Raw genomic sequence first — 11,939 nt, 5'->3', positions numbered from 1 at the left:
CCGACCCAACCCCCAAGGTCGACACTTCAGAACAGTCACTTCCCGGACCCGCCAAACCCCAGCCTAGAACACCACTCCTCGCCGTCTCTTGACACAGAGGGGTGCCATGAGCGGACGCCGCCCTACCCCCTCCAGAGAGCGCCAACGCTGACGCCTTCGGGTCCGCCAAGGAGGTCACCAGCCTGTTGGGCCTGCTCAGGACGTTGCCCGTGGGATCGGTGTCTCAGAAGGCGGCCGCGCGGCGGACTTCAGCCCGCTCACCCGCAACCCTCTCCTCGGAGCTACGATCATGCTCATGAGAGCGTGGCGGCTGATGGCCTTTGCCTGCCTGGTCTCACCGGTCCTATCGGGTTGTGGCCCCGAGCCGTCCACAACCACGGCAAGCCTCCCGACGACGTACACGTGTTGCGATAGCAAGGACGTCGACACGATCTACCAGCCCGGCCAGCACGTGGCGGTTCACTGGAACGTCGAAATGGGGACCGACCCCGCCGCGAAACCCCCGCAGGTTGAGCTCGCCGCGCGTCTGACCGGCCCCTATTCAAGTGTCGGCGACCTGAAGAACGCCTCGAGGGGCGGAACTCAGCCCGCCCCGGGAGAGACGACGTTCGAGGCTCCGCCGGTGCGGCCATCCGGCGCGGCAGACGAACGGCCAGTCAGCGTCATCTCAATCGGCACGGACGCGCAGCCCGGTTACTACAACCTGGTCACTTCCGTCCGTCAGGATGGGGGAACCGTGAGCGGAGCGAGCGTCGTCCGGGTGGCACCCAAAACCTGAGCCCTACCGCTCGTGTCAAAAGGTCGCCGACTCAACCAGCCAGGTCATCCTCCCATTGACGGAGGATGCCTACGCCAGGAGCGCCGAACACCGAGTGACGGCTCGTCGTCTACCTACGCCCACGGTCCGCGGCAGAAGAGTGTGTCGACGGCTCCACACTCTCGCGGCCGCTTGTGATCAGTGTGCAACGACGACGGTGCGTACGACGCCATCAGCAGTCTCGGATGCTCGGTCGAAAGCCTAACCAGATCACACCCGGTAGTGCTGCACGACGCAGAACTCGTTGTCCTCCGGGTCGGTCATGACGAGGACTGCGCCCTCTTGGTAGTCATGCCGTTCACCTGTCCACCGCCCGCCCAACATCCCGATCCGATCGACCGCTTCGTCTACGTCGGTAACGGCGATGTCGAGGTGTAGTCGCGTCTTGCCGGCCTTGGGCTCCGGTACCGGCTGGAATGTCAGCACCGGGCCGCCCCCGGCGACAGTGACGCGCCGCCAGCCGGGAAGAGACTCCGCCACGCGTCCTCCAAGCACCACGGACCAGAAGTCAGCCAGTCGCTGCGGATCCCGGCAGTCGACCGTGACTCCGGCAAGTCGGCCCAGTGTCTCCACGACACCGACCATAGCGACGATGTGCAGCCCGCTCCCACTGGGGCGCACTCATCTCGGCTATGAGCGGACGCCGCCGCTGGCCGAGTTGCTGGCGACACAGGCGGACGAGCCGGTACCCCCGGCGGTTCCGGTGCAACTCAACTGGACGGCGTGACCGGGGACCGCATGCCGAGCCACTGGTCGGCGTCCCAGGCATGGAACCTTTCTACCTCGGTAAACCCCAGCTTCGCCGCGAGGCGCATCGAGCCGACGTTGGCGGTCTGGGTGGCGAGCACCACCGGCTCACCGGGAAGGACATGGTCAAGCCAGCCGAGTGCCGCCGCGCACGCCTCGACGGCATACCCGAGTCCCCACGCCCGCGGCAGAAACAGGTAACCGAGATCGACCTTCCCCATAGCAGACGGGCGGTGCTTGGCCGGTCTCCTGAGCAGGATCTGGCCGATCATCATTCCGTCGAGATCGACGACGAAACTTCCCGGCCACTGCTCGGGCACCTCGGGCAGTTCGCGCTCAAGCACGTCGCGCGGGCGCGGACCGCCGAGATAGGTATGCACCTCTGGCGAGGCAAGCAGCTCGATGAACGCCGAACGGTCCCGGGCCTCGGTCTCACGAAGCACGAGCCTCTCAGTCTTGATCGGCTCAGGCGGCCAAGCCACAGATCCAAGATCTTGCATCCGCGCACGCTAGCAGAACGTCCAACGCCCCAACTCGATCAAAGCTCCGGGGCCACGACGTTAGGACCAGATCGACGTCTGCGGCCACGCCCAGCTGCCCTACCCGTGCCCCCGGAGACCGCACCATGAACTCCCACATCAACGATGACCCTGCCATCCCCGACCCCGAAGAACGCGCCGCACGTAATACCGCTCTCTTCAGAGACAACATCGAAACCGGCTTCTGGGATGACGACGGCCGTCCCGCACCCTGGCCCGACGACATCGACGAGTGGCAACAACCCGCCACCACCAACCCGTGGCACTCCTGCCCGGAGACCAGGTCAATTCCATGAGCCGAACCCAGGCCAATTAGATGAGCGCCCACACCGCGCTGCCCCGGCTGTGTGCTGAGGGCACCACCGTGATCTGGACCAGGGCGCGGCGGGGCTCGGACCTGACACCAGCAGTACGGGAGTGGCTTCGGGATGGCGGCTTCGTGGAGCAGGCATTCCACGCTCCGGACGACGTTCGATTCTCTGTCGTCGTGCTCCGGTTCGAAACTCCGCCGCAGCCCTTGGATCCTGCGGGAAGCCTCTTGACGTTCCTGCACTGACAGCAGCTGGCCTGCCAGCCAACGTGCCCGGTTGAGTTGAAGCGGAATTTGGAGCCGCTACGCCGCCACCAGCGGGAATGGTCCTCGGCACCTGCTCACGGGGCGTCTCAGGCTGCCATCGTTGGTCGCTGGCTGACGACGTTTGACAGTGTCTTGTGCCCCCTGTGTGCCCCACGCTGCCAGGATTGGCCAGACGTACCTCAGCCTCGCCCGGCACTGCTTAGCGGTGTCGCCGAAGTACGGGGTGTTCTGGCCGGGCCCCCGCCTTGGCTACTTCGGTGGCTACTCAGCCCGCTGGGAGTCGTCTGATGAATGAGCAGCCGGGCCAACGCCAGCGTCGATGAGGTGGTTTCATTTGATCATGATGCAGCCCCTACGCCGTGCCGCCTACCGGCTTTACGCGCACCGCCTCCGCACGCAGCTCGGCGGTAAGTCGCTGCCACGGCACGTAGCCATGGCCATGGACGGGAACCGCCGGTGGGCCAGGCAGGCGGGCTTCAATGACCCCGGAGTCGGCCACCGGTACGGCGCAGAGCACATCCACGAGGTACTGGCCTGGTGCGCCGATATGGGCATTCATCACGTCACTCTGTTCGTCGCCTCTGTCGACAACATGCGTAAGCGGGCATCCGAAGAGGTCGAGAACCTGATGCGGATGATCGAGGAGGTCGTCGCGGAGCCGCTCCTCCGTCCGTCCAACCCCTGGCAGCTCCATTTGGCCGGCCGCGCCGACGTCCTACCCGACTCGACACGACACGCACTGAAACTCGCGGAAGACGCCACACGTGAACGCGGTGCCGACTTCCACCTCACGGTCGCCATCGGCTACGACGGCCGCGAGGAGATCGTCAGCGCAGTCCGTTCTCTCCTCGAACAGGAAGCACAGGCGGGCGCCACACTGGAAGACGTCGCGCAGCGGCTAACCGCCGACGATCTCGCGGCGCACCTGTACACCGGCGGTCAGCCCGACCCTGATCTCGTCATCCGTACCAGCGGAGAACGCCGCATGTCCGGGTTCCTGCTCTGGCAGGCCGCCTACTCCGAGCTGTACTTCTGCGACGTGTACTGGCCAGGCTTCCGAAAAATTGACTTCCTCCGCGCCCTGCGCTCCTACTCGGCCCGCAGCCGACGATTCGGAGCGTGACCAGCTCCACATAGCCAGCGATGACCGGCTCGACGCTGTCCACAATTCGCGGCGGCGCAGGCTGCGCAGCTTCGTCGGTCATGTGCCCCGTAGTGATCGACTCATCCGCCCACGGCAGTCGCCCCACGACAGCGTCGAGCGAGATCCGGGCCATGATCGCCGTTAGGTCATCGCCGTTAGGTCAGCGAGGGGCCGCGCCATCACCGGTACCGCGCCGATGGGGCGGCCGCAACTACCAGCGAAAATTATCGCTGAAGAGTTGATCTAGGCGAGAAGCTGCGGCAGGCCGTGCCTACCATGACCTCACATACGGCTGGAGCTGACCGAAGTGATCACGCGCCTCAGGTAAGCCCCACCTGGTGGCTCAGGATGGCGAGGAGCAGACCGGCGAGGACTCCGATGACGAGCATCCAACGCTCACGGCGGATGCTCTGCCGCCTCTCGGCATCAGCTCGCTCGGTGGTCTCCTGGTCTCGTTTCAACATTACGTCGGTGCTGCTGAGCGTCGTTTCGGTCAGCCGCACAAGGCGATCCAGGGTGATTCTGAGGCCCGGGGGCACCCCTTCGGAACGCGCTGCGTCGTTGGTCTCTCGCAGGCTCTTCAGGATGCTGGCGAGCTCCGCTCGCTGGCGGTTCAACTCCGTCGTCTCCCGGTGGAGGTGGTCCCGTTCCGACAGGTGGGGGTCGAGGTTCTCCCGCTCGACCAGGGCGTCAACGGCGGCCCGGAAGGCTCTGCGTCGTGTCGAACGGGCCCAAAACAATACGCCGAAGGACGCAAGCCAACCCACGCCCCACAGCAGCGTAGGCAGGTCGCCGTCCTCGACGGGGAGATACGAATAGTGGTCCGGAAGGATCGTCGTAGCCGTGCTGATCACCCAGCCGTGGAAGGCCACGGACGCGATACTGACCGGCACTGTCGCCAGCACGGCTAGGCGGATCAGCGGTCGGCCGGGCTTGCCGCCCTCCTTCCACCACCAAGGGTGGGTCGGAACGTCCCCGACGCTCAACGCGTCATGTATCCGTACCTGCTCCAGGAGACTTCTGTCCTCACGAACGGAGTGCTCCCGTCCGAGATAGGCGTAGGGCAAGGCCCAGTAGACAACCACCGCCAGCACGCCGGTCACTACCGACGCGGCACGTCCGGAGAGAGTCAGACTCGCCAGCAACAGCAGAATGAGCGAGCAGAATTCGGCTAGGAACGCCACAGCGAGAGGGTCGGTCCAGGAGTCCACGATGACCCGTCCCCGCTCGTCGCGTCGGGTCCTCGATGGGGAGCGGTGATCGTCCGGTGACCACATAACAGACAGCATGTAACACCCGGTCGACCCTCGAGAGAGGTGGCTCTGGCCGAGTTCGGGGGACATGTGCGGGTTGTCCGAGCCGTCCCCGCCGAGGTTGGGCACGCGCAGACCCTCGGGACGGTCGGCCCGTCCGTCGCAGGAGCGACACCGCACGCACGTGCGCCCCCGGGTGCAACGTCAGACCGATGAACTTCTACGGCCCGGCACCAGGTTCCCACCCCGGTGGGGAGTACGTGTACCTAGGGAGAGCTGGGTACGCTCGCCCGTCCATCGTTTGCCAGCGATGTAGAGGATGGTTCGTATGCGAAGGACACTGATGGTGATGACGGCCGTGATCCTGGGGCTGGTGTCGGCGAACGGGCCGGCGGCGGCGCAGCAGCGGCCACGGGGGATCCCTGACCGGGTCATGTTGCAACCGGACGATCTCGGCGGAACCGTGCCGGGGCCGGTGGAGGACGGGCTGGTGTCGTCGCTGCTACCCCAGCCGTGCGCGGACACGCCGGTGCCGCAGCCGGTCGTGAACCGCACGCAGGCAGCCGATCTCGGTACCCGATTTCGGATCTACGAGAACGTCGCCCGGTACCGCGGCGATGGGGCACACGCGTACATCACCGAACTGAAGGCGCAGCTCGCCCGGTGCGGGGCGGGCGGCGACGAGGAGGGCTTCGACCCGGTCGCCGAGGACCACCTCGGGCCGGACACGGTGCTGTTCCTCGGCACCTACGACGAGGGCGACCGCTACGTCGGCTATGTCGCCACCGCGGTCGGCCATTACGTGGTGGTGGTCATGATGTCGGACTCGTACTTGGGGGCGGCCGACCTGACCACGTTGAACGGGCTGGCCAGTGCCGCGATGAGCCGAGCGGCGGCGTGACGCGGGGAGGCCGGCCATCTTGAGGGGGCCGGCCTGCCCGGCCACGGGCAGCGTGACCGGGCAATGCAGGTGCCCAGACTCGCGAAGCTGCTGTGTGGCATCGCCCCATAGGTCGGTGAGGCCAGTCGATGGGTGACCGCAGGACTGAGTCGGCGGCTTGGTTCGGCGCCACGCCGGCTCCGGCATCCTGTCATCGACTACACGCGGACGCCGCCCAACCGCCTCGATGGGGTGCCAGCGCTGACGCCTTCGGGTTCGCCGAAGAGGTCACCGTTAAGGAAGCCCTGCTCAGAGGTTCGCCAGTGGGATCTGGGTCTCAGCTCGCGGGATCCGTACCGACGCCACCGCGACGACAGCCAGAGCCGTGCATCGATGCGGGCTGGCCTCGTGATTGGCACCGGCAGGCCCCAGTTCAACAGCCGGCACCAGCCAGTCGGGAGGCTGGAGGCTTGACCTCTTCGGTGTCCACTGGGAGGTCACGCCGCACCGCTCCACCGCATCACCGCAGGTCAAAGCCCTCGCCTCTGTCCGGCGTCGGTGAGCACTTCGGTCGCGGAGACCACTTCGCCAATCTGCACCCAATCTGCTCCCAGGTGCAAGGTCAGGCCAACCAACGGCTCCTTACCGCCTTGACCTGCGCACACTCCCCTATCAGGCGACATAGAGCGTTGTCGACTACGTCGCAGAACCGCTGAGCACTCCGCGGGAACCGGGACGCCGCACCGACGCTGACCTGCGAGAACGTGGAGCCGCAGACAGGGGTGGGTGCAGTTGAACACCGTTCGATGCCGTTGGACGCAGTTCAAGGCCGTTCAGGGCACCCCGCTGCTCCCAACCTGCTCCCCCTAAACCGGGCTCGCGCCGACCGCCGACCGCCGACCGATCGCGAGCTGCCGGCCCAGTGCCTTGGTTGGCACCGGCGCTGCCTCCCGCAGATCTGCGGCTCTACCGCCTCCACGATCGATCCCTTCACCCGATCACCTCGATCGATCCGCCGGCGTCGGCCGGCCGGTCGGCACCGGTCGGCCAGAGCAGCACCATGCCGAGCCCGGTCAGCACCACCGCCAGAATCAGCAGCGACATCACGGTGCGGCGGGCGGCGGCCGGTCATCTGGAGCAGGGCGCTCTCGCCGGCCCTCTGGAGGTGCGGCATCGCACTCAGGCTAGGTGCTCTATCTCCGAACCTGATCAGCACCGTGAATCCGCCGGCCGGCGCCGCCCCTCGGTGGGATTGACGACTTCCCGACACTGTGGGCAGGCGACCGTTCGGGCATTATGGCAAACGATCTGTCTGGAGGCTGAGCAACGGTGGAAATGCTGATTACGATCCGCGCGGCCAACGACGACCCGGCCGACGTGGAGGAGTCCACCGTTCGCCTGCGTCAGGAGCTGCTGGATCTCGACGTCGACGAGGTACGGCCGGTCGGCGCCGGCGAGATTCCGCCGGGCGCCCGGGCCGTCGACGTGGCCGCCGTCGGCGCCCTGTTGGTCGCGTTGCAGCAGTCCGCCGACCTGATCAACAGTGTGGTCGGTCTGATTCGGGCGTGGGCCGGGTCCAGACCGCGTGGCAACGAGGTAGAGATGACGGTCGGCGACCACACCATCCGCCTGACCGCCGCGACCTCCGAGCAGCAGGAACGCCTGGTCGACGAGTTCATCAAGGCTGTCTCGCAGGGCTGAGCGCGTGCAACGCCGACGGCTGGCCCTGATCGTGGCGGTTGATCGTTACGACGATCCGAACCTCGGCCGGCTCGCCGCGCCCTCCGCCGACGCGGAAGCACTGGCCGACGTGCTGAGCGATCCCGGGTTGGGTGGGTTCGAGGTGTCGGTGCTACATAACGCGACCTACGCCGAGACCCGGGAGCGAATCGACGACCTGCTGGCCGAGCGTGGCCGCGACGACCTGGTCCTGCTGCACTTCTCGTGCCACGGGATCAAGGACGCGAACGGTGAGCTGATGCTCGCGGCTTCCAACACGACCAACCGCCGCCTCGCATCAACCGGGATCGAAGCGGCCTGGGTGAGCCGTCAGATGCGCCGCAGCCGGGCCGGCAGCGTGGTCCTGCTGCTGGACTGCTGCTTCGGCGGCGCCTTCGAACGCGGCATGATCGCGCGCACCGCCCGAGTCAGCGCGGTCGACGTCGTCGACCAGTTCCCGATGGGCCACCTAGAGCAGGGCCGGGGCCGCGCCATCATCACCGCGTCGACCGCGACCGAATACGCCTTCGAGGGTGAGCAGCTGGTGGACGGCAGTGCCCCGCGGCCCTCGATCTTCACTAACGCCCTCGTGCACGGCATCCGGACCGGGGAGGCGGACCGGGACCGTGACGGGTTCATCTCGATCGGCGAGATGTACGAGTACGTCTACGACCAGGTGCGGCAGCGCACGGCCGACCAGACACCGTCCAAGTGGGAGTTCGGCGTGCAGGGCGGGTTCTATGTGGCCCGCAGCCGGATGCGACAGCAGGTGCCCTCGGTGCTGAGCCCAGGGCTGCTCGACCTCGTCTCGCACACGGAGCCGGCCGGCCGGATCGGCGCCGTCACCGAACTGACCGACCTGATGGTCGGCCCGGACTCGTCCGTCGCGGCGGAGGCCCGGCGTGTCCTCACCGGTCTCTGCGACGACGGGGTCCCTCGGGTGGCCGCCGCCGCGGCGAGCGCGCTGGCCGAGGCCAAATTAACGGCGGTCCCGGCCGGGGCGGGCACCGCGGCGGACATGACGGCCGGCACGACCCCGGACCTGCAGAAGGTCGTCGAGGACATGAAGCAGTTCGAGCGTGAGTACCGCACCCGGGTCCGTGCCTTCCTTGAACGCGAGTTCCGAGACCTCGACCTGATCGCCCAGCAGCCCGGCAAGCTGGAGGGTGACGGCGCCGAGCTAGTCATGCTCGGCGCCCACCTCGATCAGCACGACCTGCGGTTCAACGAATACCTTGAGCGTCAGCTTACGGTCCTGAACTCGGATCGCTACGAGTGCGGAACCCCGACCCTCTGGGAGAGCGCCGAGGTGACGAACCTGCGCGACCTGATCCGGCGGTACCGCAAGTCCCTCAGCCAGACCCTCCAGGATCTGCGCAGCTCGGGCCCGCACGTCACGCCCGACCTGCCCGAGCGGGGCCGCGGCCGCGCAGCAGCGCAGCAGTACGTCAACGCCTACAGGCACTCGATCAGGCAGTACTTCGAACGGCAGTGGTCCGTCCTATTCGACGAGCCACCACCCGGTCGCTGACCGGGCCGGTCGGCCGGGAGCGTGAGTGCGGCCGGGGCGAACGCCGCGGCGCCCGCACTGAGCCATCAGCATGTTTCGGACGAGCCGCAGCCGCAGCCGCGCCGGGCTCAGGGACAGCGTAAGCAGCACGAGCGCCCGCCGGATCGTCGAGCCGTAGGCGTCGGCCGGGGCCGCCGACGGGCGGGTGTTCACCTCGTGGAACAGGATCACCGAGAGCATGGCGGTGCCGATCGCGGCCAACATCTGCTGGATGATGCTGATGCTGGTCGACGCGCGGTCGATGGCCGGTGTGGACAGTGTCTCAGAGCGCTGTCGACATGTTGAACATGCCGACAGCGGCGGAGCATCTGCGCGAAGCCGGATGGCGACTCGCTGCGGTCACCGCAGAGGAGATGCTCTTCCGGCATGCCGCCGTGTAGCACGCCCTCGGCGACCACGACGCCGCCGGACGGTCGGTCAGTCTCGCCCGGTCGTTGGCGCTCGACAAGGCCGCGACAATGGATGACTCCCCCGGGTAGAGGGTGGAGATCGCGCGCATGACCACGCTGGCGGCGGCCCGGTCGTCGCCGCTGACGATCGTGGTGGCCCAGGATCGGGCCCGCTCCCGGATGACGGCGCGCAACGGGTCGATGGCGTCGTGACCGTCGACCAGGATTTTGAGAGGGTCGATCCGTGCAGCCTGGCATCGCCGTCCGGCCAGTCGACGTCGTTGGTCAGCAGGGCGAGCAGGCCGTCGGCATCCCGCCGGTTGTAGGCGTCGTACATGCGCCGCACCAGCTCCGGCGGCGTGGTCATGAGAGCCCGGTCAGGATGTCGGCGACGGCCTGCGGGTCGGACAGGAACGGATGGTGGCCCGTAGGCAGTTCGACGACCTTGCCGGCGCGGCGGGAGAACTCGCGCTGCCCCGATGCTGGAGTGCCGCGATCGTCGGCGCACACCACATACGTTGTCGGCAGGTCGCGCCACGCCACCTGCCGCACGGGCTGCTGGGTGACGGCAATCGTCTGCCGGATCAGGCGAGCCGCACCCTCGCGGACGATGTCCGGCGGGCAGCCCTGCATGAAGATCTCGGCGAACAACTGCGGTACCGCGCCGAACGTGCCGCCCTCAAGGTCGAAGTCGAGAAACGGCGGCGGTTCCGGAGCGCCGAAGGTCGACAGCGACTCGCCCGGCTCGGGCAGATAGCTCGACACAAAGACCATGTGCCGCACCGATGCGACGCCCACCGCGGCCTCGGCCGCGACGATCCCGCCATAGCTGTGTCCCACGACCACCGTCGGCTCATCGCCCGCAGCCAGCACCGCCCGCACCGCCGCGACGTCCTCCGGCAGGCCGGGACCGTTCGAACCGGCGGGCCGGTCGCCCTCACCGCAGCTCGGCAACGCCGGCGCGACACTGCTGATGCCCCGCTCGCGCAGTGCTTCGGCGGTCGGGTGCCACCACCAAGCGCCGTCCCGGACACACGCACCGTGCACGAATACCACTCGCATCTCTGCCTCCTTCTCCGGCTGAGTTCAACGTTAGACGTACCGCCAGTTACGTGAAAAAGTGTGGCGGTGGGACGTCACAAACAACCCGAGATCCGCGACCGTATCCTCGACGCCTGCGTCGGTCACGCGCTCGCCCACGGCCTGCCCGACCGTCTCGAACCGTTGGTGAAGGCGACGGGCTGCTCGACCCGCATGCTGATCTACCACTTCGGGACGCGCGACGCGCTGCTGCGCGAGACCCTGCGCCGGGCGCGGCAGCTTCAGCACGAGTTCTACGGCGACCTGTTGTCCCCCAAGCCGGGCGAGCCTTACCTGAGCACGCTGCGGCGCACGTGGCAGGCCATGACCGGCCCCGAGAGCCGCCCCTACCTCAGCATGTTCGGCAAGCTCCGCCAGGACGCTGAACAGCAGTTGTGGCCGAATTTCCGGCGCGAGGCCACCACCGACTGGCTCCAGCCCCTCGAGGACGGCATGCGTACCGTCGGCCGCCCCGAACTCGCCACCCTAGTGCTGGCCGTCATCCGCGGCCTCATCATGGACGTCGAGGCCACCGGCGACACGCCACGAGCCGATCGCGCCTTCGACGATTTCCTAGACGCGCTCGCCCTCCTGACGACCGCCGGCAAGGGCGACATACGCGGACGACTGAATCGCTCACACTCGGTCTAACTGCTCCTAACACGATCTCGGTTTGGTCCAGTTGATCAATCTGCGCCAGCAGATCAGAACGCAGGCGAGGCTGACGAGGCTGTCGTGGATGTCAAGACGGCGTTCCCAGCGCACGGCGAGGCGGCGGAACTGGTGTAGCAGGGCGAAGGTCTGTTCGACGACGTAGCGCAGCTTGCCCAGGCCCTTGATGCCCGGCGTCTTGGGCTTGGGGATGATCGGTTCGGTGCCGCGTTCGCGGCAGGCCTGACGGAAGGCTTGGTGCTGTAACCCTTGTCGGCCAGCAGGACGTCGAAGCGGTGCCGTGGCCGGCCCGGGCGACCGGCGATCGGCGGGTAGCAGTCGAGCAGGTCGATGACAGCACCTACGAGACCGGCGAGCTGGACGGCCCTCGGATTCGACGGCTTCGCGCAACGGCTCAAAGCGCGTCGGGTACATCCGCTCATCGACTACTTATCTACTGGTGCTACGACCGCAGCCCGGCCAGGCTTGGTCGAGGTGACCGGCGGGGTGGCTCTCTCATCGGCTGCCCACCGCGATTTGGTGTGGCTCTCACATGGCATGCCTCCTGCCGGT

The 11,939-nt window shown here is 67.3% G+C and carries 14 protein-coding genes; 9 read left to right on the top strand and 5 right to left on the bottom strand.

The features are described from left to right. Positions 1-295 precede the first annotated feature (295 nt). The gene (locus ABGB10_RS32970; RefSeq protein ID WP_347664884.1) at positions 296-778 is read left to right on the top strand and encodes a hypothetical protein; all 483 of its coding nucleotides are present in this window, start codon (positions 296-298) and stop codon (positions 776-778) included. A 249-nt stretch (positions 779-1,027) separates the two neighbouring features. On the opposite strand, the gene ABGB10_RS32965 is transcribed toward ABGB10_RS32970, so the two are convergent. Continuing rightward, positions 1,028-1,390 (bottom strand): VOC family protein, encoded by a 363-nt coding sequence (locus ABGB10_RS32965; RefSeq protein WP_347664883.1) that lies wholly within the window; start codon positions 1,388-1,390, stop codon positions 1,028-1,030. 19 nt (positions 1,391-1,409) lie between these two features. Here ABGB10_RS32965 and ABGB10_RS32960 point away from each other — a divergent pair, with 19 nt between their 5' ends. Beyond that, entirely contained in the window at positions 1,410-1,544 is a 135-nt protein-coding gene (locus ABGB10_RS32960; RefSeq protein ID WP_347664882.1) for a hypothetical protein, read from the top strand. On the opposite strand, the gene ABGB10_RS32955 is transcribed toward ABGB10_RS32960, so the two are convergent. Next, entirely contained in the window at positions 1,528-2,064 is a 537-nt protein-coding gene (locus ABGB10_RS32955) for a GNAT family N-acetyltransferase (protein WP_347664881.1), read from the bottom strand. The two genes, ABGB10_RS32960 and ABGB10_RS32955, sit on opposite strands and share 17 nt — an antisense overlap. Positions 2,065-2,189: 125 nt before the next feature. Between ABGB10_RS32955 and ABGB10_RS32950 the strand changes: the two genes are divergently transcribed. Together ABGB10_RS32950 and uppS are read left to right on the top strand one after the other, a co-directional pair. Then, positions 2,190-2,399, top strand: a complete 210-nt coding sequence (locus tag ABGB10_RS32950; protein WP_146754545.1) for a hypothetical protein — start codon at positions 2,190-2,192, stop codon at positions 2,397-2,399. A gap of 621 nt (positions 2,400-3,020) precedes the next feature. After that, entirely contained in the window at positions 3,021-3,803 is a 783-nt protein-coding gene (gene uppS / locus ABGB10_RS32945; protein WP_347664885.1) for a polyprenyl diphosphate synthase, read from the top strand. Positions 3,804-4,144: 341 nt separating this feature from the next. Here uppS and ABGB10_RS32940 read toward each other — a convergent pair whose 3' ends face one another. Beyond that, positions 4,145-5,206 carry a hypothetical protein gene (locus tag ABGB10_RS32940; RefSeq protein WP_347664880.1) on the bottom strand — a complete coding sequence of 354 codons (1,062 nt, stop codon included), beginning with the start codon at positions 5,204-5,206 and terminating at the stop codon, positions 4,145-4,147. Between the two features lie 220 nt (positions 5,207-5,426). Between ABGB10_RS32940 and ABGB10_RS32935 the strand changes: the two genes are divergently transcribed. From ABGB10_RS32935 to ABGB10_RS32925, 3 genes are all read left to right on the top strand, one after another. Continuing rightward, on the top strand, positions 5,427-5,978 hold the full coding sequence (locus ABGB10_RS32935; RefSeq protein ID WP_347664879.1) for a hypothetical protein: 552 nt from the start codon (positions 5,427-5,429) through the stop codon (positions 5,976-5,978). A 1,308-nt stretch (positions 5,979-7,286) separates the two neighbouring features. Beyond that, positions 7,287-7,658, top strand: coding sequence for a hypothetical protein (locus tag ABGB10_RS32930; protein ID WP_347664878.1), 372 nt, complete (start codon positions 7,287-7,289; stop codon positions 7,656-7,658). A gap of 4 nt (positions 7,659-7,662) precedes the next feature. Next, positions 7,663-9,207, top strand: coding sequence for a caspase family protein (locus ABGB10_RS32925; protein WP_347664877.1), 1,545 nt, complete (start codon positions 7,663-7,665; stop codon positions 9,205-9,207). Here the strand turns inward: ABGB10_RS32925 and ABGB10_RS32920 are convergent. After that, a complete protein-coding gene (locus ABGB10_RS32920) occupies positions 9,178-9,450 on the bottom strand; it encodes a hypothetical protein (protein WP_347664876.1) in 273 nt (90 codons plus the stop codon). The two genes, ABGB10_RS32925 and ABGB10_RS32920, sit on opposite strands and share 30 nt — an antisense overlap. 53 nt (positions 9,451-9,503) lie before the next feature. On the opposite strand from ABGB10_RS32920, the gene ABGB10_RS32915 reads away from it, so the two are divergent. Beyond that, positions 9,504-9,626 carry a hypothetical protein gene (locus ABGB10_RS32915; RefSeq protein ID WP_347664875.1) on the top strand — a complete coding sequence of 41 codons (123 nt, stop codon included), beginning with the start codon at positions 9,504-9,506 and terminating at the stop codon, positions 9,624-9,626. Positions 9,627-9,998: 372 nt separating this feature from the next. Here ABGB10_RS32915 and ABGB10_RS32910 read toward each other — a convergent pair whose 3' ends face one another. Then, a complete protein-coding gene (locus ABGB10_RS32910; protein WP_347664874.1) occupies positions 9,999-10,697 on the bottom strand; it encodes an alpha/beta hydrolase in 699 nt (232 codons plus the stop codon). A gap of 66 nt (positions 10,698-10,763) precedes the next feature. On the opposite strand from ABGB10_RS32910, the gene ABGB10_RS32905 reads away from it, so the two are divergent. Beyond that, a complete protein-coding gene (locus ABGB10_RS32905; RefSeq protein ID WP_347664873.1) occupies positions 10,764-11,366 on the top strand; it encodes a TetR/AcrR family transcriptional regulator in 603 nt (200 codons plus the stop codon). Positions 11,367-11,939 lie beyond the last annotated feature (573 nt).

It is taken from the genome of Micromonospora sp. B9E7, from assembly GCF_039871815.1.
GTDB lineage: Bacteria > Actinomycetota > Actinomycetes > Mycobacteriales > Micromonosporaceae > Micromonospora.
The sequence above is the reverse complement of the archived record's forward strand: the minus strand, read 5'-3'. Positions and strand labels throughout refer to the sequence as shown.

Bases quoted from the DNA above. Each gene is read 5' to 3' on its own strand.
- ABGB10_RS32970 (WP_347664884.1), top strand. From the start codon at position 296: ATGAGAGCGTGGCGGCTGATGGCCTTTGCCTGCCTGGTCTCACCGGTC.
- ABGB10_RS32960 (WP_347664882.1), top strand. From the start codon at position 1,410: ATGTGCAGCCCGCTCCCACTGGGGCGCACTCATCTCGGCTATGAGCGG.
- ABGB10_RS32955 (WP_347664881.1), bottom strand. From the start codon at position 2,064: ATGCAAGATCTTGGATCTGTGGCTTGGCCGCCTGAGCCGATCAAGACT.
- ABGB10_RS32950 (WP_146754545.1), top strand. From the start codon at position 2,190: ATGAACTCCCACATCAACGATGACCCTGCCATCCCCGACCCCGAAGAA.
- uppS (WP_347664885.1), top strand. From the start codon at position 3,021: ATGATGCAGCCCCTACGCCGTGCCGCCTACCGGCTTTACGCGCACCGC.
- ABGB10_RS32935 (WP_347664879.1), top strand. From the start codon at position 5,427: ATGACGGCCGTGATCCTGGGGCTGGTGTCGGCGAACGGGCCGGCGGCG.
- ABGB10_RS32920 (WP_347664876.1), bottom strand. From the start codon at position 9,450: ATGTTGGCCGCGATCGGCACCGCCATGCTCTCGGTGATCCTGTTCCAC.
- ABGB10_RS32910 (WP_347664874.1), bottom strand. From the start codon at position 10,697: ATGCGAGTGGTATTCGTGCACGGTGCGTGTGTCCGGGACGGCGCTTGG.